Annotated in this window: 31 protein-coding genes; 10 read left to right on the top strand and 21 right to left on the bottom strand. The window is 45.8% G+C overall.

The window, feature by feature from the left end; all coding sequences use genetic code 11:
• Positions 1-103 precede the first annotated feature (103 nt).
• From fabD to plsX, 3 genes are all read right to left on the bottom strand, one after another.
• The gene (gene fabD, locus QUB12_RS20370; RefSeq protein WP_333308158.1) at positions 104-985 is read right to left on the bottom strand and encodes an ACP S-malonyltransferase; all 882 of its coding nucleotides are present in this window, start codon (positions 983-985) and stop codon (positions 104-106) included.
• 503 nt (positions 986-1,488) lie between these two features.
• On the bottom strand, positions 1,489-2,490 hold the full coding sequence (locus QUB12_RS20365; protein WP_333139260.1) for a beta-ketoacyl-ACP synthase III: 1,002 nt from the start codon (positions 2,488-2,490) through the stop codon (positions 1,489-1,491).
• Between the two features lie 163 nt (positions 2,491-2,653).
• Positions 2,654-3,703, bottom strand: coding sequence for a phosphate acyltransferase PlsX (plsX, locus tag QUB12_RS20360; RefSeq protein ID WP_333139262.1), 1,050 nt, complete (start codon positions 3,701-3,703; stop codon positions 2,654-2,656).
• 356 nt (positions 3,704-4,059) lie between these two features.
• Between plsX and QUB12_RS20355 the strand changes: the two genes are divergently transcribed.
• The 7 genes from QUB12_RS20355 (at position 4,060) to QUB12_RS20325 (ending at position 9,838) form a co-directional block, all read left to right on the top strand.
• On the top strand, positions 4,060-5,394 hold the full coding sequence (locus QUB12_RS20355) for a D-alanyl-D-alanine carboxypeptidase (protein ID WP_333139264.1): 1,335 nt from the start codon (positions 4,060-4,062) through the stop codon (positions 5,392-5,394).
• Positions 5,395-5,475: 81 nt separating this feature from the next.
• On the top strand, positions 5,476-5,760 hold the full coding sequence (gene rpsP, locus QUB12_RS20350) for a 30S ribosomal protein S16 (RefSeq protein ID WP_333085027.1): 285 nt from the start codon (positions 5,476-5,478) through the stop codon (positions 5,758-5,760).
• Entirely contained in the window at positions 5,699-6,220 is a 522-nt protein-coding gene (locus QUB12_RS20345) for a KH domain-containing protein (protein WP_333282400.1), read from the top strand. The genes rpsP and QUB12_RS20345 overlap by 62 nt, the downstream gene beginning before the upstream one ends.
• 542 nt (positions 6,221-6,762) lie before the next feature.
• Positions 6,763-7,716, top strand: coding sequence for a PhoH family protein (locus tag QUB12_RS20340; protein WP_333057402.1), 954 nt, complete (start codon positions 6,763-6,765; stop codon positions 7,714-7,716).
• Between the two features lie 290 nt (positions 7,717-8,006).
• Positions 8,007-8,411 (top strand): ChuX/HutX family heme-like substrate-binding protein, encoded by a 405-nt coding sequence (locus tag QUB12_RS20335; RefSeq protein WP_333057403.1) that lies wholly within the window; start codon positions 8,007-8,009, stop codon positions 8,409-8,411.
• 243 nt (positions 8,412-8,654) lie between these two features.
• A complete protein-coding gene (locus QUB12_RS20330) occupies positions 8,655-9,431 on the top strand; it encodes a DUF6816 family protein (protein WP_333139267.1) in 777 nt (258 codons plus the stop codon).
• A 173-nt stretch (positions 9,432-9,604) separates the two neighbouring features.
• Entirely contained in the window at positions 9,605-9,838 is a 234-nt protein-coding gene (locus QUB12_RS20325) for a hypothetical protein (RefSeq protein WP_333300402.1), read from the top strand.
• Positions 9,839-9,898: 60 nt separating this feature from the next.
• Here QUB12_RS20325 and QUB12_RS20320 read toward each other — a convergent pair whose 3' ends face one another.
• Positions 9,899-11,296, bottom strand: a complete 1,398-nt coding sequence (locus QUB12_RS20320; RefSeq protein WP_333139271.1) for an ATP-binding protein — start codon at positions 11,294-11,296, stop codon at positions 9,899-9,901.
• A 238-nt stretch (positions 11,297-11,534) separates the two neighbouring features.
• Here QUB12_RS20320 and QUB12_RS20315 point away from each other — a divergent pair, with 238 nt between their 5' ends.
• Positions 11,535-12,899 (top strand): hypothetical protein, encoded by a 1,365-nt coding sequence (locus tag QUB12_RS20315; RefSeq protein WP_333308157.1) that lies wholly within the window; start codon positions 11,535-11,537, stop codon positions 12,897-12,899.
• Between the two features lie 159 nt (positions 12,900-13,058).
• Here the strand turns inward: QUB12_RS20315 and QUB12_RS20310 are convergent, their stop codons facing one another.
• The 15 genes from QUB12_RS20310 to QUB12_RS20240 all read right to left on the bottom strand — a co-directional run bounded on the left by QUB12_RS20310 (position 13,059) and on the right by QUB12_RS20240 (position 21,134).
• The gene (locus QUB12_RS20310; protein ID WP_333139275.1) at positions 13,059-14,042 is read right to left on the bottom strand and encodes a hypothetical protein; all 984 of its coding nucleotides are present in this window, start codon (positions 14,040-14,042) and stop codon (positions 13,059-13,061) included.
• Positions 14,043-14,316: 274 nt separating this feature from the next.
• The gene (locus QUB12_RS20305) at positions 14,317-14,535 is read right to left on the bottom strand and encodes a type II toxin-antitoxin system HicA family toxin (RefSeq protein ID WP_333139277.1); all 219 of its coding nucleotides are present in this window, start codon (positions 14,533-14,535) and stop codon (positions 14,317-14,319) included.
• A complete protein-coding gene (locus tag QUB12_RS20300; RefSeq protein ID WP_333139279.1) occupies positions 14,535-14,780 on the bottom strand; it encodes a type II toxin-antitoxin system HicB family antitoxin in 246 nt (81 codons plus the stop codon). Before QUB12_RS20300 ends, QUB12_RS20305 begins: the two co-directional genes overlap by 1 nt.
• Positions 14,781-14,864: 84 nt before the next feature.
• Positions 14,865-15,260: an ACP S-malonyltransferase gene (locus QUB12_RS20295; protein ID WP_333139281.1), complete on the bottom strand. Its 396-nt coding sequence runs from the start codon at positions 15,258-15,260 to the stop codon at positions 14,865-14,867.
• The gene (locus QUB12_RS20290) at positions 15,257-15,631 is read right to left on the bottom strand and encodes a DUF433 domain-containing protein (RefSeq protein ID WP_333139284.1); all 375 of its coding nucleotides are present in this window, start codon (positions 15,629-15,631) and stop codon (positions 15,257-15,259) included. Before QUB12_RS20290 ends, QUB12_RS20295 begins: the two co-directional genes overlap by 4 nt.
• A 132-nt stretch (positions 15,632-15,763) precedes the next feature.
• The gene (locus tag QUB12_RS20285) at positions 15,764-16,369 is read right to left on the bottom strand and encodes a Uma2 family endonuclease (protein WP_333139286.1); all 606 of its coding nucleotides are present in this window, start codon (positions 16,367-16,369) and stop codon (positions 15,764-15,766) included.
• A 63-nt stretch (positions 16,370-16,432) separates the two neighbouring features.
• The gene (locus QUB12_RS20280; protein ID WP_333139287.1) at positions 16,433-17,041 is read right to left on the bottom strand and encodes a Uma2 family endonuclease; all 609 of its coding nucleotides are present in this window, start codon (positions 17,039-17,041) and stop codon (positions 16,433-16,435) included.
• A 137-nt stretch (positions 17,042-17,178) separates the two neighbouring features.
• Positions 17,179-17,439 (bottom strand): hypothetical protein, encoded by a 261-nt coding sequence (locus tag QUB12_RS20275; protein ID WP_333139289.1) that lies wholly within the window; start codon positions 17,437-17,439, stop codon positions 17,179-17,181.
• Positions 17,423-17,518 carry a BrnT family toxin gene (locus QUB12_RS20270; protein ID WP_333139379.1) on the bottom strand — a complete coding sequence of 32 codons (96 nt, stop codon included), beginning with the start codon at positions 17,516-17,518 and terminating at the stop codon, positions 17,423-17,425. The genes QUB12_RS20275 and QUB12_RS20270 overlap by 17 nt, the downstream gene beginning before the upstream one ends.
• A 122-nt stretch (positions 17,519-17,640) precedes the next feature.
• A complete protein-coding gene (locus QUB12_RS20265; RefSeq protein WP_333139291.1) occupies positions 17,641-17,832 on the bottom strand; it encodes a hypothetical protein in 192 nt (63 codons plus the stop codon).
• A 669-nt stretch (positions 17,833-18,501) separates the two neighbouring features.
• Entirely contained in the window at positions 18,502-18,663 is a 162-nt protein-coding gene (locus QUB12_RS20260) for a hypothetical protein (protein WP_333308155.1), read from the bottom strand.
• 147 nt (positions 18,664-18,810) lie between these two features.
• A complete protein-coding gene (locus tag QUB12_RS20255) occupies positions 18,811-19,017 on the bottom strand; it encodes a hypothetical protein (protein WP_333139295.1) in 207 nt (68 codons plus the stop codon).
• Positions 18,998-19,264 (bottom strand): hypothetical protein, encoded by a 267-nt coding sequence (locus QUB12_RS20250; protein WP_333139297.1) that lies wholly within the window; start codon positions 19,262-19,264, stop codon positions 18,998-19,000. The genes QUB12_RS20255 and QUB12_RS20250 overlap by 20 nt, the downstream gene beginning before the upstream one ends.
• A gap of 130 nt (positions 19,265-19,394) precedes the next feature.
• Entirely contained in the window at positions 19,395-19,736 is a 342-nt protein-coding gene (locus QUB12_RS20245) for a hypothetical protein (protein ID WP_333139300.1), read from the bottom strand.
• 612 nt (positions 19,737-20,348) lie between these two features.
• A complete protein-coding gene (locus tag QUB12_RS20240; RefSeq protein ID WP_006635936.1) occupies positions 20,349-21,134 on the bottom strand; it encodes a PspA/IM30 family protein in 786 nt (261 codons plus the stop codon).
• 70 nt (positions 21,135-21,204) lie between these two features.
• Between QUB12_RS20240 and QUB12_RS20235 the strand changes: the two genes are divergently transcribed.
• Complete coding sequence (locus QUB12_RS20235; RefSeq protein WP_333139302.1) at positions 21,205-21,381, top strand: hypothetical protein; 177 nt, start codon at positions 21,205-21,207, stop codon at positions 21,379-21,381.
• Between the two features lie 53 nt (positions 21,382-21,434).
• On the opposite strand, the gene QUB12_RS20230 is transcribed toward QUB12_RS20235, so the two are convergent.
• Both QUB12_RS20230 and QUB12_RS20225 read right to left on the bottom strand, forming a co-directional pair.
• Positions 21,435-22,139 carry a PspA/IM30 family protein gene (locus tag QUB12_RS20230; protein WP_333139304.1) on the bottom strand — a complete coding sequence of 235 codons (705 nt, stop codon included), beginning with the start codon at positions 22,137-22,139 and terminating at the stop codon, positions 21,435-21,437.
• A gap of 268 nt (positions 22,140-22,407) precedes the next feature.
• Positions 22,408-23,664, bottom strand: coding sequence for a hypothetical protein (locus tag QUB12_RS20225; RefSeq protein ID WP_333139307.1), 1,257 nt, complete (start codon positions 23,662-23,664; stop codon positions 22,408-22,410).
• Between the two features lie 498 nt (positions 23,665-24,162).
• Here QUB12_RS20225 and QUB12_RS20220 point away from each other — a divergent pair, with 498 nt between their 5' ends.
• A complete protein-coding gene (locus tag QUB12_RS20220; RefSeq protein WP_333246404.1) occupies positions 24,163-24,465 on the top strand; it encodes a hypothetical protein in 303 nt (100 codons plus the stop codon).
• Positions 24,466-24,492: the final 27 nt, after the last annotated feature.

The raw sequence follows: 24,492 nt of genomic DNA, 5'->3' as shown, positions 1-24,492 counted from the left end.
AGTTACGAAAGTGGCGGGGGAACTCCGTCACTCAAAAAAGCCTTTGAAAAAAAGGAAAAAGAAGCCTGCGGTCTAACGGTAATCCGTTGACCGTCAGGTTCGTTCACGCGGGCAAATCTGCAAAACTGCTAACATTTACCAGCGCTAAATCGGGACAAGTCCGTTTGATCAAACCTGTGAGAACTTTGCCGGGGCCAATTTCCACTACGCGATCGATTCCTTGTTGCGGCAATTGCAGGGAAATTTCTCGCCAACGCACGCCTTTGGTCATCTGCTGAGTCAACCGCTGCTTTAAAGTGGCTGCGCTGGTAGTGGCTGACGGTTCTGCGTTCGAGAGAACCAGCATTTTAGCATCGGAAAACCTTGCAGACTTTAAGGCTACTTGAAACTCTGCAGCCACTGATGCCATCAGCGGAGAGTGAAAGGCACCGGAAACATTCAATTTAACAGCGCGTTTGACTTTGATTTTGGCAAGCAAATCTTCTACTGCAGCGGGCGTTCCAGAAATCACGACTTGTGCTTCGCTGTTGTCGTTTGCCAGCACCACGTCTCGGCTGTATTGAATTTGCAATTCTAGTTCCTGCCTGTCGAACCCGATCAAAGCCACCATTTGCCCGCCGGAGGCAGTGTCCATGAGTTCGGCGCGACGTTTGACTAAGCGCAATCCGGTTTCAAAGTCAAAGACGCCTGCTGCGTAGAGGGCAACGTATTCTCCTAAACTGTGACCGGCAACTACCGCTGGTCGATCGCTTTTTTCTCGCATTAAGTCGGTCAAAATACTTTCTACTACGAACAAGCAAGGCTGAGTGTAGAGAGTCCGAGATAGTTTTGCTTCTTCTTTTTGGCAAACTTCCGGGACAGACCAGCCTAAAATTTCTTTAGCGAGCTCAAATTTGGCTTTGGCTGTTGGCAAGTTTAATAAGTCTGCACCCATCCCGATCGCCTGGGAACCTTGTCCGGGAAATACCCATGCTGTTTTAGTCATTTTTCCGGTAATCTGCTAATTGGTGGTTGCTAATTGGTGATTGCAAAAATTCTTTCTTTCCCGCTTCTAAGTTCGCTCGCTGGTATCCGCTATCTTTCGGTTAACGAACTATCTACTCGCGACTCATAATTATAACATCTAACTGCGATTTTTACCAGGTTTATTTTTTTTTGCTACTTTAATCTGATTAATAGGGGTAGCACAATTTTCAAGCTTCAAGCCGGGGAAAGTCGATCGAAGAATAGAGGATTTTCAATCTCAGGGCGGACTTGTCAAGAACTCCTGTCCCGAGGGAGTACGGCTGCGCCCCTTGCCCTATGTATGGCTTGTTAAAGGATTTGTATTATGCAGCGGTCGCACTCCCCACAATCATTAGCCAAAGTTTAAAGCCACAAAACATTATACCAGTTCCCAAAAATAATGAAACTGCTTTAGCAGCTCCAAACCCATAGTTCCTCAGTAATTCCCAATCGAAAATCGAAAATCGAAAATCGAAAATGGTATTACCTTCCCCATTGAAAAATCGCAGCCCCCCAAGTCAAACCAGCACCGAAACCAGCAGCAGCAATAGTATCGCCCGCTTTAACTTTACCCAGACGCACGGCTTCGTCTAAGGCAAGGGGAATTGAAGCCGCTGAGGTATTGCCGTAATTCGCCAAATTGCTGATTACTTTTTCGGGGGGAATCTTTAGCCTTTGGGCAACTGCATCGAGAATCCGCTGATTGGCTTGGTGCAACAACAGCCAGTCTATTTCAGCAGCGCTAATATTTGCCCGAAACATAGCTTTTTCTATGACTTCCGGCACTTTTCTCACGGCAAAGCGATAGATTTCTTGACCGTTCATTGTGATGGGATGAAATCCGCCAACTCCGACGCTGACGCCCTCAATTAATTCTTTTGACTCGGCTTTGTAAGCCAAATTGAGAGACGAATTTTGCGTGCCGTCGCTGCGAATTTCAAATCCCAAAAAGGAATCGACTTCTGAAGCTTGCAATACCACCGCACCTGCACCGTCTCCAAATAGAATGCAAGTACCCCGATCCGACCAATTCACCCAGCGAGACAAAATATCTGCTCCGATTAGCAAAACATTTTGATACACCCCTGTCCGAATGAACTGCGAGGCTGTCACTAAACCAAAAATAAAGCCCGAACAAGCTGCTGTCAAATCAAAAGCCACAGCTTTTGTTGCGCCCAACTGATATTGAATTTTACTGGCAGTGCCAAACAAATCGTCAGGACTTGAGGTCGCCAAAATAATTAAATCGATATCTGTCGGCGAAATTTCTGCCATTGCGATCGCCTGAAGCGATGCCTCGGACGCTAAATCGCACAAAGAAGTGCGGGCGTCCGCCAGCCTGCGGGAGCGAATACCCGTCCGCGCCCCAATCCACTCGTCAGAAGTTTCTACAATCTGACTCAAACCGTTATTATCCAGCGAAACCTGCGGTGTACAAGAACCGCTACCTGTGACGGCAATGCCGTACCCTGATTGCTGCAACATTCCTCTCCATTTATGAGCGATCGAGCGAGAAATTAAAAATTAAAAACTACCAATTAAAATTATTTTTTAAACTGCTGAAATTACTTTTTTTTAAGCAAAACAGTTGGTTTAAGCTGACATTTTTAATTTTACATTTTTAATTTTTAATTCCTACTTACTGCCTCTAATTCACAGCTTCTTGTTCCAGAGCGCTTTGGTTGTTGGACGATCGAATTCGCTCCAGCACTTGGTTGTCAATAGCCTCCTTCGCCAAACGAATGGCATTGAAAATCGAGCCAGCTTGAGACGAACCGTGGCTGATAATGCAAACTCCAGCAACGCCCAATAGCAAACCGCCGCCGTGTTCAACGTGGTCTACCCGCTGCTTAAATCCTTGCAAGCTTTTTTGCAGCATAGGGTCGTTAATTTGATGTTGGAGTCCTTTGACCAACTCTTCCTTAAGCACCTGGACTACGACTTCGCCCACTGCTTCCGCAAACTTCAACAACACGTTGCCGACAAACCCGTCGCAGACAATCACGTCGAATTTCCCCGACAGCACGTCGCGGCCTTCGGCATTGCCCACAAAAGGAATGTTCGGGTTGTCCACCAATAACTGGTGGGTTCGCACGGCTGCGTCGTTGCCTTTAGAAGGTTCTTCGCCAATGTTGAGCAGGCCGATTTTAGGTTCGGTGACGCCCAGCACGCACTGGCTGTAAATAGTTCCCATAAGAGCGAACTGCTCCAAAAATTTGGGGCGGCAGTCCACATTAGCGCCGACATCGAGAATGAGTACAGCGCTGCCCGGTATCATTGTCGGCAAAACCGCACCGATCGCAGGGCGATCGATTCCGGGGAGCCGGCCCAACCTGAGCAGGGCAGCAGCCATTGCCGCGCCGGAGTGACCGGCTGACACCACAGCATCAGCTTGCTGCTGCTTTACCAAGTTCATCGCTACGTTAATCGAAGCGTTGGGCTTGCGTTTGAGGGCACTCAAAGGTTCTTCGTGCATTTCGATCGCTCCTTCAGAAGGAACGATTTCTAGCTGACCTGTAGAGACGCGGCCGATCGCGTCTTGTTGCCGGAGCGAGTCTTCTATTTGCTGTGGGTCGCCCACAAGCAAAATCTCTACGCCTAATTCTTCTTGTGCCTTAAGCGCTCCAGCTACAACTTCGGCGGGGGCATGATCCCCACCCATAGCGTCTATTGCAATTCTTGCGCGTGTCGATCCCATTGACCAATGTTTGAGAAACACTAAAAATTCTACCAGGAAGTCAGGAGCGTGAATCCACAAGTCTGAATAAAGAATTACAATTGGCGATCGCCCGATCGGACAATTCTTATTTCCGGCTACTCTGATAGAACTTGTTTTGTCACTACTTTACTATTTTTGACGGCATATTGAAAAAATCAATGAAATAGTTTACATGGCCGCAAGCACTTTAGTCCGGGAACGCCGGATTCATCCGTGGAGCGAGAAAAAAGCTCCCCATCCTCATCACTTGCCCCTGGATTTATCAGTGGGAGCGCTTTCTTCAATCTGAAATCTAAAATCTAAAATCTAAAATCGATTGACTTTAGGAGTAAAAAATGCTGGATTTATTTAGCTCAGGGATGATGTCTCTGTGGCTGGACATGGCTGGGGTAGGCAGTGCCGCGCCTAATGCTGCGTCCGTGCTGGCTTGGCGGGGAGGGATACCTGGGTTAGTGGTGGCCCAAGATTTGGCTTTTGGGGGAATAAATGCGGCAAATCCAGACTTGCCCGCAGAAGCGACGGTACGGGAATATTTAAAAGAGTTGAAAGACAAAAACCTGATTGATGGAAATCAGGGAATTTGGGTGCAAGCGGGAATGGTGCCGCTGGTAAGTCAGCAGGGGAAGACGCTGATGCCTGGGGCTTCGCTGACTAAGATTGCGACTTCTCTGGCGTCGCTGGAGACTTGGGGCCCGGATTATCAATTTGAAACGCGGTTCCGAGCAACGGGGCCGATTAGCAATGGGGTATTGCAAGGAGATTTGGTGGTCAGCGGCGGGGGCGATCCGCTGTTTGTGTGGGAGGAGGCGATCGCCGTGGGCAATGCTCTCAATCAAATGGGTATCGAGCGCGTGGCGGGCAATTTGGTGGTGACAGGCAATTTCCGCATGAATTATCAGTCCGATCCTTTGGTGGCGGGGGAGATACTGCGGCAAGCTCTTGAGGGTAGCAATTGGCCTGCGGACGTGGTGGCAATGTATTCTAAGATGGCTCCAGGAACTAGAAAGCCGCAAGTAACGGTGGCCGGCAGCGTCATTGCTGAGAAATTTGTGACTTCGGGGCGTTTGCTGCTGAAGCGCCGATCGCTTCCTTTAGCCGAAATTCTCAAGCAGATGAACGTCCACAGCGATAATGAAATAGCTCAGATGCTGGCCGACGATTTGGGCGGGGCAAAAATAGTGCAGCAGCAAGCGACTTGGGCTGCGGGGGTGCCGGAGGAGGAACTTCAATTAGTTAACGGTTCGGGACTGGGAGTGGAAAATCAGATGTCTCCGAGGGCGGCTTGCGGGATGATGCAGGCGATCGGGCGCAACCTTCAGACGACTGGGCTGACAGTTGCTGACTTGTTTCCGGTGTCCGGGCGCGATAAAGGAACTTTGGAATACCGACACATTCCGCGATCGGCTGTGGTGAAAACTGGTACTTTGGACACGGTGATTGCTTTGGCTGGAGCTATACCCACGCGCGATCGGGGTTTAGTTTGGTTTGCAATTATTAATCGCGGCACCGATTGGGACTCTTTGAGAGCGCAGCAAGATATATTTTTGCAAAAATTGGTGCAGCAATGGGGAACTGCATCGATTTTACCAGTAGCAATTACACCGCACATTGACGGCGCCAGACCTGCCTTGGGGGCAGCAAATCGTAGCGATATTTTGGTCGGAGGTTAAGAAATAGGGGTTGAGTTGGGGTTCGAGGAAGGAGCACTGACAAAATAGCTTAGAATTGGAACAAGACTATTGTGCAAGAAGATGATCAAACTGCGATTGAAGAGATACGGGAAAAAACGCGAGACCAGCTACCGGATTGTAGCGATGAACAGCTCTACTCGCCGCGACGGCCGTCCCCTAGAAGAGCTCGGCTATTACAACCCCAGAAATAACGAAACCAGGCTGGATGTTCCAGCGATTGTCAAGCGCCTGCAAGACGGCGCTCAGCCAACTGACACCGTGCGTGACATCCTGAGAAAAGCCCATGTATTTGAACAAGTCGGAGCCGGAGCTAACGTTGAATCCAGCACAGCAACAGTCAGCTAGTCCCAACTATGCTGGACTGGTTAAGTTTTTAATTGGGCCTTTTTTAGAGACCCCCGGCTCTTTGCGGGTTGATTGCGAACTGCACCCGCGCCAATCGCGGGTCTGGGTTAGGCTTGCTTTTGAAGATCCGGACAAAGGCCGGGTTTACGGTAGGGGTGGACGCAATATTCAGGCAATTAGGACTACGCTCGAAGCGGTGGCGCAGACGGCGGGTCAGTCCCTCTACTTAGATATATACGATGGTGAAGCGGGCGATCGTGGATCTGGCCCGCCCAGGGGCGATCGCGATCGCCCGGATCGCGACCGCCCAGATCGTGGCTCGCGGGAGCCGCGAGGCGACTTCCGACCCCGGACGCCACCTCCGTCGCCGAGTCCCTTGGCTAGCAGAACTCCGAGAGAACAACCTCGCCGTACTAACACACCTACGTTTAGAACGAGCAGAAATACTCCCGGTTATTAACCAGGGCTGTTTCATTCTCGGTAGGGGCCGTGCCCCCGTGCCGGCCCTCTTGGTCTGATCTGCTGATCGAATCCTCTAGGTCGGGGGTAGGCACGGGGAGTAGGGGTAGCACTACAAGAGTCAAAATTCATGTTTTTGGTGAGAATGAAACAGCCCTGCGGTTATTAACTAACTGCAGAGCCAAGAAAGAATTTTAGATTTTAGATTGCCTGTTGTAGACTTTGTATTACAAGCTCCGTTTGGTTTGAAATTGCCGGTTTTGCGATCGGAAACAAATGTAAAATTTAAAATTTCAAATGTCAGCGGCATCAGGTTAATCTAAGATCTAAAATTTCAAATCTAAAATCTAAAATTGCCTGACTTAATAGAAGGGAGATTTGATTTGTGCCTCAAGCACCAAACTCATTTGGGAGCTAAATCTAAAAGACGCCTTAGATACTAGGTAAAACCTAGTAACGGGCGTCTTTTTGTTCGCAAATAGTGACGGGTTGAACGTTTAGTTGTTAACTTTTAATTGCTTATTTGGAGGAGATTATGTTGGCATGAATGAAAAACTAACAATAGAGTTACCGAGCACTCAAAGTGCAATGTCGCTGGCCGGTAATCAAGAAGAAAACCTGAAAATGATCTCTAAGCAAACCGGTGCTACCCTGGTAATGCGAGGGCAAGAACTGCTGATTTCTGGCACAAAAAGTCAAGTAGAATTGTGTCATAAATTAGTGCGATCGCTCTCCGACTATTGGAAATCCGGCAAAAATATTACCGGAGTTGAAATCCAGACGGCGCGCCAAGCTTTGGATAGCAACCGCCAAGGCGATTTACAAGACTTGCAGCGAGACGTTCTCGCCAGAACCCGTCGCGGCGAAGAAATTAGAGCCAAAACCTTCAAGCAGCGGCAATACGTCCAAGCAGTACGCACGCACGACCTGACATTTTGCATTGGCCCCGCTGGTACTGGCAAAACATTTCTAGCAGCTATTTTCGCCGTGCAAGCGCTGTTGAGCAAGCAGTACGAACGGCTAATTTTAACAAGGCCAGCCGTGGAAGCTGGCGAAAAATTAGGGTTTTTGCCGGGAGATTTGCAGCAAAAAGTCGATCCATATTTGCGCCCGCTTTACGACGCCCTGCAAGAAATGATCGACCCTGAAAAAATGGCCGATTTAATGGAAAGAGGCTTGATCGAAGTAGCTCCTTTAGCTTATATGCGGGGGCGCACTCTCAGCAATGCTTTCGTAATTTTGGACGAAGCTCAAAATACGACGCCGGCTCAGATGAAAATGGTGTTGACTCGTCTGGGCTTTCGATCGAGAATGGTAGTAACGGGGGATATCACTCAAACAGATTTGCCGCCAAACCAACAGTCGGGATTGTCAGTCGCCCAAAACATTCTACGCAACGTTGAGGGCATTGCTTTCTGCGAATTCTCTCAGGCGGATGTGGTGCGACATCCTCTAGTGCAGCGGATTGTCGCTGCTTATGAACTGCACGAAACATAGTCAGTAGTCATTAGTCATTAGTCAGTAGTCATTAGTCAGTAGTCATTAGTCAGTAGTCATTAGTCAGTAGTCATTAGTCATTAGTCATTAGTCATTAGTCATTAGTCATTAGTCATTAGTCAGTAGTCATTAGTCATTAGTCATTAGTTGTTGGTTGTTAGTTATTGTGGTTTTTAATTACCAATAATCAATGCCCAATGCCCCATGCCCAATGCCCCATGCCCAATGCCCCATGCCCCATGCCCCATGCCCAATTCCCCATGCCCAATACCCAATTCCCAAATTAAATTATGCCTAATCTGAAAGAATTCTTAGAAGCTTGCGAACAATTGGGCACCCTGCGTTTAATCGTGACTAGCAGCGCGGCTGTGCTGGAAGTGCGCGGTTCAATTCACAAGCTGTTTTATGCGGAGTTGCCGAAGGGTAAATATGCCAATATGCACGCCGAAATATTTGAGTTTCACCTAAATATGGACAAAATAAAACAGGTGAAGTTTGAAACGGGTGAGGCGAAAAGAGGCAATTTCACTACTTATGCAATCCGTTTTCTCGACGAACAAAATGAGGCTGCTTTGAGTGCGTTTTTGCAGTGGGGAAAGCCAGGGGAATACGAACCCGGACAGGTGGAAAATTGGCACGAATTGAAGGAGAAATACGGGGAAGTTTGGGAACCTGCACCTGTTGAGGCGCTTTAAAAAATCGGCTTTTCCATCTTTGAATTGCATATTGGGGGCGGGTAGGATGCCCAACCCCTAATCCCCACAAGCAGAACATTTATTTTTGTGGAACAGGCATCTTGCCTGTTTATGAAAATGGTATAAAATATGATGTTTAACTGATTTGTTGTCTAATTTTTGAATTAATGAACCGCAGAGGGCGCAGAGAACGCAGAGAAGAGAAAGAGAGACAGAAAATTAGTTGTTTGAATGTAATTGGGTATGAAGGTAATTTGGGCTTTTTGTCTGGTTTTGGCGGTACTTCTGTGGGGTGGGGCTGCGATAGCGGGGGTTTTGGGCGATCGCATATCAAGTTTTCCTAATTGGGAAAGCAAGCCTCCTATCGCTGTAGCTAAGGGAGATTTGGTATATCCCGACTGGATGGCCGGCAATTGGAATGTGGCGAGCACTTTGGTGGATTTAGCCGCTCCTTTAGCGCCAAATATTGTGACGCCTGGGTTTGAAAGCAACCGCCAGTATTTGCAGCATCCAGTATTATTTAAAGTGCGATTTCAACCTGAAAAAAATATTGGGTTAATTTCTAATTATACATTTAAAAATGCTCAAAAGATTGTAGCCGATCGCACTTTTAACGGTTTGAATATTGCCAAGGCTTATTTAGGCGATCGTGGCGTACTTTCGGTGAAAGTCGATCCGACCAATCCCAACCGCCAAATTACTGTTTTGAAAGGGGAACGCCAACTAATTTCGATTGTTACCAGTCGGGGAACTGAGACGCCGAATCCTCGCGAGTTTGTGTCTACAGAGATTTCTCAGCAGATTTTTCGGGGAGAGTCTGATATTTATTTAAACGAGGTGGAAACAACAACGGCTTATCGAGTTGTTGCAGGCGGGAAAAATGGCGATTCTGCGGGTAAAAGAATTGAGGCGGATCAGGTGACAGCGATTTATTTGTCGCCGCAAGACCCGGATTATTTTGCGGCTGGCGGGCATCCTGTGGCTTTGTACCGATATCGGTTGGAGTTGGTGCGGGCATAATTAAATTGTCATCTCGATCTACCTAGCGATCGACTTTGTTCGGCCCTGTCTCTGGTTTCATCAGCTTGGCTAATAACCCTCATCAGTTTAACTGTCGCTATGTTGGGAGTTGCTGGTGTCTTCGGTGGTTCTTTGTTCTCCGCCGTGCACGGTTCTTTGGTAACATCTTCCTTGTGACAGTGACGAGTGGTGGAATTGATACGCTGGAAATCTATCGTCGGGTTGGAGTGCAGGAGGTTTGGTTTTGGGAGGATGGTGTAATTTGGGTTTATTGCTTGCGTCCAACGGGATATGAGTTGGTGAGTAAGAGTGAACTGTTGGCCAAGTTGGATTTGCGATCGATCGAATTCTATTCGCGTATGGCCGACCAATATGATGCGGTGAATGCTTTTATGCGATCGTTGTAGAATAGAAAAGAGTAATTCTGTGGTTTAATTGCTTTGCGATCGGGTGAAATTACCCATAGCTTATATAAGATTTAACTTGCACTGAATGTATGCTTTGAATACGGGATTGAGGAAAAAGAGCGATCGCCCTCCTACTAACACTTTTTCCACTAAGCCGCGTCGCGCTAAAGATTGTATGGCTTGCCAAAATTCTGGTTGGGATAATTCACTCTCAGTAGCTTTTCGGGAAATATCTACACTTTCATTTTGAGTTGCTAACCAGTATAACGCCTTTTTTTCGGAGTCTGATAAACGCTCTAGGTGAGATTCTAAGATGGGTTCTAAGTCACCTAAAAATAAATCATTTACATCGGACAAAAACCGGGAAACGCTACCATCAAATAACTCCAAAATAGTGGCAGCAATTATATTTAGCCAGGAAGGATGACCTTGATAAAGGGCGAGCAAGTCTGACCATTTTTCCTCATCGACTAATCCTTTTTGTTGGAAAATTTCTGTGGCTTGTTGTCCTAACCCTTTGAGGTGTAAGCTTCGCGTGGAGAGGTTTTCGGCTTCTAAATTCGCGATTTCTTTGGGTTTTTCCCAACTGAGGAGGATTAAACAACTCTGATGGGAGGATGTGGCAATTTGTTTAAAAAATTTGCCATAGTCTTCATAGCCTGCTAAATATTGACCTGCTAATTGACTGCTACTAAAAATATTCTGTACGTCATCAAGAATGACTAGACAGCGAGAAGATCGGAAATAATCGATGATTGTGGGTAATGGGGGTTGTTGCGATCGCCCAAAAAACTGCTTGAGTTCGGTTTGGAGGGTTGAAAGTGTGGGAGTGTTGGTGAGGCTTAACCAAATAATATAATCAAATTCGGTTTGAATTTGTTCGATGAGTTTGAGGGCGATCGCACTTTTGCCAATTCCACTTAAGCCGTAGACGGTAATCAAGCGGGTGTGGGCTTGTAAAATCCATTGTTTGAGGGTGGAGAGTTCTGAGGTGCGATCGTAAAAGTAAGGGAGTTCGGGTGCGTCTGTTAAATCGATTATGGGCGATCGGGCTTGATTTTGGGGAGAATCTGGGGGTGAGGGCGATCGCTGCTTGGCCTCTTCTGCATCTTGCCTTTTTTCTCCACAGATATTGATATGAGTTCTATTAATTTTACTATTAACAATCTGTGAAGAGTTACCAAAATTGTAAATACTAGATACTGCTTTGCTTTCTAAAATAGAGCGAACATTAGATTGTTTAATATCGTCTCCCAATATGTCAGAAAGCATCTTCCATAATTTCCTAGAAACTTGTTTAATATGATCTTCACTACGATTGCACTTTTTAGCTATCTTATGATATTTCTCCCCCTCCCAAACTTCTTTTAAGATAGAGCTTTGTAATGAATCAATATGTTTTCCCGTCTTCACAAATACTTGCTCGTCAGTCCATTGTAAAACCTCTTGGATGTCCATACCTAAAAGGGGGTTGAGTTTTGGTCGTCACACTATATCACACTTTATCACACTTTATCACACCTGGAAAACTAAATAACACTTTTTCTTCTTAATAAATTTTTAAAAAAAAGGTAACTGTACACTAAATAACACTTTTATGAATAGCCAAAAATACATTTTCATATTAAATTACGATCAGGAGAGATATAAGGAATATAGTAGAAGTTTATAAGTTATCAAATGCTCTGGAGGAAATATGACACCGTTTAACTGGTTTGCCAAAGATGCCTCTCAAGGAGAGCAGAAACTCACTTCTGGGGATGTGCAGCGGATAGTTGGCGAATTTAATAAATGTTTGCCACGCATTCTGGGGACACCTGAAGTTTTAGAGGGGATAACCTTTGAGGAGGCTATCAGTTATTTCCAGAGCGATCGTCCAGGAACTCCTAATTTAAAAAAAGGAGCAATTATTCGCCAAGAGCATCCCGAAGGGCAAATTTTAGGACAGGTGTTTTTAGACGAAAAGAATAACCTTGTTTGTCATTCAAATGGAATACCTTATGGTCGTCAGTTGATTGCCAAAAAGCTAGATCAAAAATTAACTGATGTCTTGGGCGCTCAAGAATTAGTGACCATTGAGTTGAAGGCTAAAGAATCTGGTGAATCTCAGCTTACTGAAGAACCTACTCAAAAATCGCGGATTGTCAAAATTTCTAAGATAGTTAGTATCATTATTTGGTCGATTATAATTCTAATTGTATTCATCCCGTTACTGGGACGATTAGTTATGAGTCAGGCTTTGGCGGCAGAATTAACCTCTCCTCCCTCCCTAGAAGTTACTCAATCTCTAGTGGCCTTTGGTGGAAGAGAAGAAGCTTTCAAAAAAGCTGTGAACAGTGCCAATCAAAGTGCTAAACAATATGCTAACAATGAATTGAATCGGTGGGAAGCTGATTTAATAAATCGAATTGATACGGATTTTTTAAATTGGTATTTTAATTATTTTAATCAGAAACAGCAAGAATTTGGTGTTCTTTTTCAATATATAGGCGAGAATGTTATGAATGGGTTTAATCCGACTATAGTCAATGAAAAGATTGCCAAAAGCATAAATGACAATATTCAAAGAGAATTTTCGAGGAGAGTATTGCAAGCAAATTCAGCCGAGATGAAATTTCATACCATAGTAATCGATACGGCTAATTTTTATATTGAACAATTATCTAAGGAGTTTGATGATGTACCAAAAATGTATACAATTCCCCAATCCGACTGGGTTAAATATTTAGAAGGTATAAATTTTAGGCTACAAAATGAACGAGGAGATGAAGTATCTTTAGTAAGATTTGTAGGTGCTGCTGGAACTGCTAAAATTACGGCTACAATTGCTGCTAAAGCAGGTAGTAAAGCTGTAGCTGCTCTTTCTGCGAAACTAGGCAGTATGATTGAGCCTACCCTTGCCATAGGTTTAATCGCTTGGGATTATTGGGATTATACGCAAGGAGTTAAAGAAGACAAGCCCCGTTTGCGTGAAGATTTAGTCAACTCTTTACATGACATTAAAAAATCTATTTTGAGCGAACCCGAACATAGTGTAATGTGGGTGGTCAATGAATTATAGGAACAAATTAAAAACAATGTTTGGCAGGCGAAATTTCCGGCTTAAAAGTTTAGAATTGATATGCTTTCTATTTACATAGCAGTTTTACGCTGCGTCAGGGAAAATAAATCTCCAATTGGAGAATAGGACTTGCCCTGACGCACTGTTATCCACCTTTAACTAGCGAGGCCCAGCTTCAATAGCAGAATTAGCTATTTGAACTAGCGTTTCCTCTCGCCCATTCTTCATCGTTACTCGATACAAAACGCCTTGATACTGCCATTCAACTAAGGCCGTGCAGTAAGCACCGCAGCCATTAGAAAAAACTCCTTGTGTTCTGCCGGCTAATTGAATGGTTTTGAATTCACTCCTGAATCCTCTAGGGGGTGGTTGGGCTGGTTCTCCACCTCTTTCTGCTGAGATACTCCCGATATAGCAAGGCGTACTGCTGCAATTAGGTATGTGGCCCATGTCAACACTATAGCCATTTGTTTCTACTCGGTTTTTTAAGTAAATTTTTTCTGAGAATGGAAGCTGACTGGGGAGAAAAATTGGTACTCTTGTCTTACCTTCAATCTGCGATAGAATTTCACGAACTGGAAAAGAAATACTCGATCGAGAATTACCTCCTTCAGAATTAGCAGACTGAGGGCGAAACCCTTGCACAAAATTCGTCCACCGCTGAATTTTATTACCAGTAATATCTAAAATTGGAATAGAACGAGTCCTCGATATTGGCCGCCCCGCCTCCCCCTGAGAATATTCGATCGCAGTACGCTCTGGTTTCCCTAAACCATAAGTATTAGCAATATCGCTAGCCAATTGACAGTTGATTCTGAATTGCCCCATGTCAATTTTACCATTTCCAGCGAAGTAATACCAAGTCCTACCGCCAGCGTTGGGTATCTCCTGACAGTCCGAATATGTCACCTCAAACATCTTGGCAATATGCACGTCATAGAGGCGCAACTGACCCCCATAAGCAGATTTTGTGGTATTGGTTTCTGACACCGTAAGGGTATAAGTTCCTTCCGCGTGTTGCAATCTCATGGGAACTTGTGTTTGAGCGATCGCCTCTGGTATCCTCTGAATGGGAGTTCCCAAAACCCAACTCAAAGTAATAATAGCAAAGCTGCTTAGGAATAGTTGTTTTACCCCTCTCATTTGTTCCTATAAAACTATTGGATAGTTGTATTATAGAGCCTTAGTTTAACCGAAGCAGGACTTACCTGCGTTGAGGCCAAGAAACCGGGTTTCTGCGATAATTTACGCATCGTCACCCAGATTTAGGAAGAAACCCGGTTTCTGACTACCCACGAGAAAACCCAAAATCCAAGAAACCGGGTTTTTGCGACAATCTCGGAATTCCCACGCCCGATTTTGCAAAAAAAACCGGTTTCTGACTCCACAAAATTATTTTTACATAGCAGTCAAAAAATTAGAGGTTTTCCCAATCACTAATATCAACTTTAGCCTGTCCCAAAATTTTAGCTAAAAAGTTGGCACTGATATCACCTTGATGAGGATTGGGGATGGTAATGCGAAGGTTATCTTTCAACATGAACTGATGCCTTTTTCCCGAATAGGGGCCGTCAAATCCCAGTTGTTTTAGGTAATAAATTAAGTCTCGACGTTTGATTGGTTTTAAAGGGGGCATCAGGCGACTTCTTTAGTAATTGTCAGGTCGATATTATCAAGAACTGGTAAAGGAAGTTTCAGGGTGAGACCAAGTAAAATCCAGTCTTCCAATACCTCTTGCAATTCTTCTCGACAAGCTTCGAGACTTACAGCATTTGCATAGACTCCCTCACAGATAGGAATTTCTCCGTAGAAAGTCCCATCATCAGGGAAAATTTCATACTTAGCTTGCTTCATCGCAGCTTGGATGTATTTAGTTAACATATTAAAGCAATCTCCTTTTGGGATTTTTAGCTGATGACGTTATGATAGAGTGCGATCGCACTTCTTCAACAATCTCGACCAACCTCATGGGATAAAAAGCCGACTTACACCCATATAAGTATTAAGATCAATCACAATTTCAACCAGACGAATTGCACAACGCTGCCGATATTCAGAGTCATTCAACAAGCGATCGGCATCGCCAATAGTAATCACGGGTAATGATTTAGAAGTAATTTCCTCGCGCATCACTTGTTCCAGAGAGTTATCGCCCTTCATACTCCGATTCGCTGTCAATAAAATCATCGGGTTTGATTGAGCCAACCGCCAAACTACCCGATCGTCACTATCGATCGGCAGGCTCATTTCATCAAAGGTGATAAATCGAATGAGAACCCAATCTAGCCAGCCACTACTCACAATGCTACCTGAGAGAAGTACGGCGTGTCCTCTCAAATTATGATCGACTAAAAAATTCATGGCTGAGACTTAAGTTTGGCTTTTGCTGCTTGAAGTTTGGCTCGAATAGCTTCTTCACCAGGTTTGGGTGGTTGGGCGGCAATTCGGGCAATGAGATCGCGATTTTTTTCTTCATAGTACAGCCGCAGTTCTTCAGCTTCTTTAAGAACCATTTGATACTCAGCTTCAACATCAGCTCGATTTGCCTCAATATAAGTTAAAGCCGCATTAATTTGTTCCTCTGTAAGGTCAAACAATCCCCTGATAAACTTAGGCGGATATTGAGCCGTCACATAGTCCATGATGTCGTAGATGGTGATGCGCGTACCTGCGATGGACAGTCCTCTTTCTGTACGGACGATCGCTGTTTGTTCGTTGGATATGTTTGTCATCGTTATAGCCTCCTAGAATTTAGTTTTATATTACTAGCTGATTACCCGCAATTTTCGGATTCGGTCTTACTAGCTGTCTAAGTTAAATTATCAATACTACTCGCCATTTTCCAGAGTCCGATCGCACTTTCATTAAAAAGCCAGTTTTTGAAATAACTCGGCAATCGCAAGAGTAAAGCCGGGGACGATTTCTTCCCCATCGAGGGAGTTAACGGACTTAAGCAGGCGATCGGGTTCTTGGGACGATCGATAAACTAACACATACTGTTCTTGAGGATGAATCACCCAGACTAAACGCGCCCCATTCTCGAAATATTCTACGAGTTTGTCGTGAATTTCTGCCACTGTATTGCCAGGAGAAAGGATTTCTACGGCAAGATCCGGCGCACCTTCTAGAAAGCCATCGGGGAGATCATCTAGCCCTTGCAGGCGTTCTTTTGCCATGAAGGAAACATCGGGCGATCGCTTGTTTCCTGATTTCATTTTAAAAGCAGTGCTAGAGTCGAACATCGCGCCTAGCTTTTGAATGTGGACATAACCACCTAGCAAAATCATCAATATACTGCAAACATAACCGTGTTTTGCACCCGAATTTCCCATGTCAATTAGTTCTCCATTTACAATCTCATACCGGTGTCCGTCTCGGTTGAGTGCCATGAATTCGGCATCAGTCCAGATTTTTTTATCCGCTGGTGTTTCAAGTTGGTTTTCTGTAGCGTTTTGAATTAGAGTAGCCATAGCTTTTCCTAAACTTATATTTCTAGTTAAACACAATCCCTTTCAAACTCGAAAAAATACCCCTTAAAAACTAATGCGGCGATAGACTTCCGACATCGGAAGTTCTATATTTAAACTGTGCAGGACGATCGCCCGATCGAGCCGATCGCAAACTTGCCATTGCCAACGATCACTACTTTGGCGATCGCCATTATAATATTGCTCAATATATGGTTCAGCTTGACTCACCAGCAAATATTCACAAAAACTAGCAAGAGAGCGATATTTTCGGAACTTTTCACCTCGATCGTAAGCTTCCGTAGATGGCGAAAGAACTTCCACAATCAGTAAAGGATTGAGAATTTCATCCGTGCGATCGCCATTGAATTCCGGTTCACCATTGACGACCATAACATCGGGATAAGTTCCATGATTGAAGCTAGGAATCCAAATGCGTAGATCGCCGTTATAGATTTGAAAATTTGTGTCTCGCACAGCCACGTTAAGAAAAGTCGTAATGTCTACGGTAATACGGCTGTGAGGGGGGGAACCTCCTGGCATAGCGATAATCTCTCCGTTACAGTATTCGTGACGTTCTTCAGCAGTTTCCTCGATCGCCCGGTATTCATCTGGAGTAAAGCGAGTCTTTGTCGCATCGGGAAGATTTGGCGGGTTGGTTTGAGTTATAACCACGATCGCACCTCCTAAATAATTAGACCTTAAATAATTATGGCTGACAGCTAGATAATTGTCTCAACCCAGAGGCGATCGCTTTTTGGGCAAATAAATAAATAATATGGGCGATCGCACAATCTCCTGACATCGCCTTCTCAAAGTTGAGATCCTTCGTGGCTGCGCTGCACCGCAGGATTTGACTGTTGGCGCTGTGCAATTTTGATTAACATCCTCAATGCGTCATTCACTGCTGCATCATTAGGAAAAGCTTGGGCAATATCGGGGTCTAAAAGCACCAAGTTTGTCCCTGCACGATATTGCTCAACATACTTGCCTTTAACACCTCCTTTCATCTGAGCAAAGTCATACTCAGCAAGTAATTCGTCTTCCATTTCGTTCTCAATATCCTTCTTCATAAAACCTCTGCTCCTGGCGGGTAGCTTTTCTGGCACTGATGATTCTTACTTTTTCTCCTCGATCGGTGTATGCAACAATTAAAAGTTGTCCCTACCTGGATATACCAATAATAACGTACCGGCTTTCTCCGATGGAATGCTGAGGATCGGGAAAAGTTACAGATAGCGGGTCAATCGATTTTAGATTTTAGATTTTAGATTTTAGAGGCGACCCCACGGATAAATGCGGCGGGCTTGAGGATTTTCGATTTGGGATTGATTCCACGGATAAATCACGTGGCGGGTACCATCAAGAAATTCCTGGTCATTAAATATGGTTGTGGCTTCTTGAAAGGAAACACCATGCTTCTCAACATTTAGTGTCGCTTTGTCTGGATTCCATTCAAATTCCATAAAAAACTATCCATGCCTTTTTCCGCTTCTGCTTCACAACCGCTAAATTCTCGCTTTCCTTTTATTTTTAACACTCAATTGCTTAGTAAGCGATGTATAATAATGCAAAGCAAAAAGCAGATTAATTCCAAAAAACACCAAAGTTAAAACAAATGTAAAAAAAGACGTAAACGACAGCCTGGAAGTCATCGTAAACATCGCCAAAATGATTGAGCAAAGCCCAAAACCGGAAGCAAAAGAACTTAAAAGCAACAACCGCACCTTAGACATAGTTTAATTTAAAGATTATCAGTAAAATACACTCTTGGCATCTACAGATGAGTGCCAAATGATACTTATTACTATATAGCGGAATTGCTCAGTTCCGCCAAGGGCAAAACGACTCTTTTCCTAAAAATGTTTGAATTATACAGAAAAATACAGCGCGCGCTCTTGTAAACTCCTGTTATACCAATTTAATGTGAAGTTGCACATATCTCGCTCCCCCTAAATCCCCCTGGTTGTTGGGGAGTAGGGGTTGACTTTGAGAAGAATCTTGTCCCCCCCTCCGGCGGGGGGTTAGGGGGGATCAGATTCTACGGGGCCTCATAAAAAATTGGTATTACTCGACTTAATATCAATCACAGGAATTCCCCAGCCTTCGCGATTATTCCACCTCTCGCCGTACAGTCACCGCAAGCCCAATCCCGCTGACAGCAAAGTATTCGCTTCCAAAACCGCGCTTTCCCTGGGATTCCAAACATTGCCAAAATCCACAAACGCCGTCACCTGCAAAACTCCTTGGTTGTCGCGGGTGCGCTTGCATCGGATACCGCAACTCGGCTGAATCACAAATCCCGCTATCGGCCAGCAAAGCCTCCTGACCAGGAATTTCAAAGGTGGTACCCGCCACGTGATTTATCCGTGGAATCAATCCAAAATCGAAAATCTAAAATCAGAAGAGCCCCCGCATTTATCTCGCGCAAGTCAATCTAAAATCTAAAATCTAAAATCTAAAATCGATTGACGGTAGCCCCGCAATGTGTCTGAGCCCCCTATACCCAATGGTTCGATCGACAAAAGCTCTGCCCCAGCCAATTCCACATCCGATCGCACCCGCAGCAGCCTCTCAGGAACCAACAACCGCACGTACTGCAATTGACCCCGCCAAATCAAAAATCGACTGTCAGGGCTGCTGCTGCTCACCGTAGCGCCAAATGCTGCCACTCCCTGACAAAACTGCGATCGCGCCGCCAAGACATCTCTCTCCCCTCTGAGTAAAATCCTGAAACAGCCTCAGCACCGCAACCGGATGTCTACCCCGATTATCTGCTTCCGGCGACAGCGGAAAATCCTTTCCCAGCAAAGATGTATCGCTTTCTCGCCTGCTGGTACCAATACCGATGGCAATTTCTCTTCTCGGATTTTGCACGATCGGCTCGCGGTAAGTCAACTGCCAACTACTTCAAATCGAGCGACTTTTATCGTACCCGCAATCTTAGCAATTCTGCAGGCTGTGCCGGCGCGGGAACAGCAGGCGGCAAAAGCTGTTCGGCTGAAAGCAAGGGCGCTGGCGGCGCGGGTTACGGGAGGGGAGCCGGATTTGGCAGCCGCGGGTTGGGAATCGGAAATTCGTGTCTGTTTTCTCCTCGGTTCGGCAATGGAGGGATAGTTTCTGGGGCCTCACTTTGGGTTGATTGATCGAACTCCGGGATGCTATTTTCTTGCTCTGTAGTGTCTCTATCTAATTCTGAACCCGAGTATAAATCACGAAGCCGATCGCGATCGTCTGCTGTTTCTTGATCTAGTTTGAATTGAGACGGTAAATTCTCATGCAAAATTGGCGCTTGCACCCCTGAGTCGGTAGCAACCATCGACTCGCCAAGACTTAGAGCTGATAGCAGTGCGGGGCAAATAGCTGCCATTGAAAAACCAAGCGCTAATGCCTTGAAAAACTTGATTTTACAAAAGCCTCTAGAAGATTGCACGGGCATGACAGATTAGCCATATTTGATAGTTATTTACACTTACGAGCGGGCGAGACCGACGCAATTGCAAGGAATAAAACCACTCTATCACTTTTTAAACAATTAATTCCTTAACTCAATATGAAGATAGTTGACAGCAACTCTAGTTTGTGTACTTAACAATTACTGAAAAAAACTCCGACCGAAAGCATCCAGGATACCCGCCACGTGATTCATCTGTCCAGAAATAAAAAACCTGTATCCGATGAAACTTGCCCCCGGAATTTATCCGTGGGGCCAATGCTTCAATTCTTTAATCTAAAATCTCAAATCTAAAATCTCAAATCGATTGACCTCCCAAGCTAGCCATCTTGCAAGGAATAAAATTACTCTATCACTTTTTAAACACTTAATTCCTTAAATCAATATAAATATAGTTGACATAATTCCTACTTTGTGCATAGAAGAATTAGTCAAAAAAACTCCGACCTCCCAAGCTAGTCCTGTAGGTCGGCGGAGAATTTTATCAAACCTGCGATCTCAGAAATAGGTAAATTTTGATACAGATTACTACATTTTATTGAGCTGCGATCGCAATTCTTCCAACTCAGCATCAATCACCGGGCTCGACTCCGAGCTACTAGCTGCTGCCGTTTTACCCGCTGCAGGCAATTGACCTTGAGACACAGAACCCCCGGTCAGTTGAGCTTTCATCTGAGCCAACTCGTCGTCAACATCACCGCCGCTTTCGAGCAAGCGGAACTGTTCCTCTAAATTGCTGCCGCCGGCGGCCAATTCTGCCGAAGCCCCCGCGCGAGCTTCAATCTGCAAAACTTTTTCTTCCATGCGATCGAAAGCCGCCATTGAACTGCCAGTATTCAAGGTGCCAATGGTATTGTTGAGCTGTTCCTGAGCCTTAGCAGCGGATATCCTTGCTTTGAGCATATCCTTCTTAGTCTTAGCTTCGGAAATTTTGCTCTCCAAACCGATCAAGTTGCGCTTGAGACTTTCCACCTGAGCCGATTGCTGATCCAGACTGGCTTTCAGGGTAGCCGCCGTTTCAGCGTGAGACTTTTTGCGAACCAGCGCTTCCCTGGCCAAAGTCTCGTCTCCTTTTTGCAGGGCTAGCTGAGCGCGCTGCTGCCACTGGTTAGACTGAGATTCAGCTTGATTGTACTGAGTCTGGGTGCGCTTTTGAGTGGCGATCGCGCTGGCAACGGCCTGACGCAACTGCACCAAGTCTTCCTGCATATCCGTAACGGACTGTTCTAAAATCTTTTCCGGGTCTTCAGCTTTATTGACCAGATCGTTAAGATTGGCTTTGACGACTCGGCTAATGCGGTCAAATAATCCCATAATGCTATTTTTCCTGAATGAGGTGTACGAAGTAGGCGGCAAGCAGGCTTGATAGCCCTAGCCCGCAGTTGTGAAATTCACTCTGGTCAGATTTTTAGTGCGATTTAGTTTTTGGCAATTTTTGCAGACAGATAAATCCAGTTTAAAGCGATCGAGTAATGTGATGCAGGCAAGCTTATTCATGCACCTACCTATTGAGTTTAACTTCGATCCGGGAATTCCCCAACAGGCTTCGAGCCATCTCTAGCTAGGCTGTTGAGAAGTTTTTGCTCGTCCCGACTCTTGTTCTGTTGCCGGGGTTCAGGATGCGGGCGGCTCGCTCGACGGCAATTTGGGTGTATTGTTGCCCGGAAGCATTTGTGCTTTCATCGCCGCCAACTCGGTATCCACATCGTCGGCACCTTCGAGAGAGAGAAACTTCTTTTCTAAATCATTAGTTCCGAGTTCTGCGATTGCTTCGGAGCGAGCTTCTAGCTGCATGACTTTCTCTTCCATCCGTTCAAACGCGCTCAAAGCGCTGCCGGTACTGAGATTGCCCATCATTTCTTGCAGCCTTTCCGACGATGCAGCCGATCGAGCTCGGGCAATGTACATATCTTTTTTAGATTTTGCCTCGGAAATTTTACTTTCGAGCGCCCGCATATTTTCTTTAAGTTTACTCACAACAGCCGATTGCTGATCCAGACTGGCTTTCATCGCCGTTGCCGTTTCTTGATAAGATTTCTTGCGCGTCAGAGCTTCCCGCGCCAAATTTTCCTCGCCTTTTTGCAAAGCTAGCTGCGCCCGCTGATGCCATTCTGCTGCTGTAGACTCAGCTTGGGAGCACTGGCGTTCAGTGCGTTTTTGAGCTGCAATCGCTCCTGCCACAGCTTGTCTGAGCTGCACTAAATCTTCCTGCATATCCATTACAGCCTGTTCCAGAATTTTTTCTGGGTCTTCTGCTGCGCCGACCAAACTGTTAATATTGGCTCGAATCACTCGCCATAGGCGATCGAATAATCCCATTTTGCCAGTCTCCCAATTTTAAACTTTAGAATTAAGACAGAGAAATCACCATTAAAAATTAAAAATGAATACTTATCAATCGTCTTTTTAATTTTTAATTGTGAAATTTTAATTCCCTCTAAGTTAGGTCGTCATGATTATTTTTAGGATGGGTAGGGCGCGAGCATTACCCATCAAAACTGAGCAAATGTTGGGTGAAGCGAAACCGAGGGTTCGTGCCTGGGCCCAACCTACTCCCCGATCATTAGTTTAATTGTCTTTGCCTAATTTATGGTTGATAGTATTGTGGCTTCACCCCTTTTTCTTGGAGTTCTTTCACCAAACGTTCTGCTGAGGCAGCATCGTTCAAAGCCCCCATTTGGATCTTGACACCCTTTGAGAAGTTCCGCACGTAGGCATCGGGAACTGCGGTTCTGGCTTGCTGCAGCGATTTTTCGTCTGTGTAATCGGTGACAACGTAATAGAAACCGTCGGCAGCCCGTGCAGGCCTTCCCAGCGGGGGTGTGGCGGCTGGGGATGCTGTCGCCGGGGATGCGGCGGCTGGGGAGGTGGCGGCTGGGGATGCTGTCGCCGGGGATGTGGCTGCAGGCTGGGCTGGGGAGGGTGTTGGAGGCAGTGTCGGCAGTGTCGGCACAGGCTGGGCGGCGCTGGGGCTGGGAGTGGGAAGCAAAGCCGTGCTCAGATTGTTGAGTCCTTGTTCCCTGCCTCTGGCCGGGTTGCCGTCTTCTGTAGGAATCGGCACAGCCCCGCTGGGGCCCGGAGGCGCTGGCGGAGTTGGGGGGATTGATGCTTTGGGTGACGGGGAAGGAATCGGGCTGACTGTCGGCTTGACATTGCTGAGAGTGCTCAAATCTAGCTCGACAAATTCCTTGGATACCAGATTTGGTGCTTTCGGTAGTTCTTTGGTGCTGCTATCTGAGATGGCAGTAGAGGCGGGACTGTCGCTGGGAGAGGGTGAGGTGCGATCGAGCAAACGGTTCAGGCCGGCCATCTTAACTAGATTTGACGGGTACATGACTGCGTAGCCCAAAGCTGTGCATGACAGCAAAAACAGCAGCATCGAACTCAGTCCCAAGGGAGTTAACAAACTGGCGGCTAAACTGCGTTCTACTGTAGGCTCAGCTTTTGACTCGTCCAAACTTTCGATCAGTTTTTCGCTTGATTCGAGATACTTGTTGGGTGCGAAGGCACTGCTAGATAATTTTGTGCCACCCCTGGTAGTTGCTAGCGGGGCATCGCCCTGAGTGCCGGCAAGGGATAGCGGCAGCGATAGGGGCTGCTGGGTTTCCTCCGCAGTCTCTGGCGGCAAATTTTGGGCTAGCTGTTGCTCGGTTGTGGCTGTTTGCTTGCCGGTACGAACTGAGGGCGACACCCACTGTTCGGCGCGCCTCCTGTGCCTTCTGTATGTTGTCAGTTCTGCTTCTAGGTTTACATCTAGACTCCCCAGGACTGCTTGCAAAGCAGGGTTGATTGGGGTTGAAGAGGATTGATGATTTGGGGATTCAACCGAAGAACGCTTACTCATTAGCAAAACTCCTACCGCCTCTGAATTAATTTTAATATGTTGATTGTAGAGATAAACATGAAGGTTGAAAACTTGCCTATTTTATGATTAGCTACTTTTGGCGTCAATGCAACAGGGGCTCGCGCGTCGGCAGCTATTTTTCATTTTCAGTGGAAAACTCAATTGTTGCTGTTTCCCGGAGGCTGCTTACCGACACTCTCAGCCAATTTTTGTATTCTCTGCTACCGCTTATTTGTAACCTCTCATACTGGTTGGGCATTTGTACTTTTTCTTGATCCCTAACGGCTTTATAAACTTTTAACCTGGGTTTTTACCTATACAATGAGCAACGACCGAGCTAATTGTTTCTATATATAACGAGATTATAAATAAATTATAAAATTTAATTATGCTCCGGGGATCGCTACAACCCAGACAGCATAAAGGTTGGGAGGCTCTAAGGCAGACTAGCTCTGCAAGGGAGAATTAGAGATGAAAATGATTTCCCTAAGAACTTTTATGCAAACCTCCTTAACTTCACCTTTAACTTCAGCTTGTGGTCACTGCCGTCACTATACCCCTGAAGGCAGACGCGGGGGTGTTTGCGCTTTACTAGGCGGCCCGGTTCAAAGTCAGTGGAAAGCTTGTGCTTTAGCGGTTTCGCCTTTTAGGTCATCTTGGGAAAACATAGAAGAAATTGGACTGTGGCAAGAATCGACTCTGACGCTGCAGGATGCCACCGTCACTCTTTCCGATCGCCATGCCGGCCAGCTTACAGGCACAACCTTAACCGAAAAATCCGCTGCAGCATTCTCGGTCTAGTTAGTCTGCAGCAGGACAGCTCATACC

The sequence above is a fragment of the Microcoleus sp. B7-D4 genome (genome assembly GCF_036705125.1).
Classification (GTDB): Bacteria; Cyanobacteriota; Cyanobacteriia; order Cyanobacteriales; family Microcoleaceae; genus Microcoleus.
Note: the sequence above shows the minus strand (reverse complement) of the source record. Positions and strands in the feature narration are given on the sequence as shown.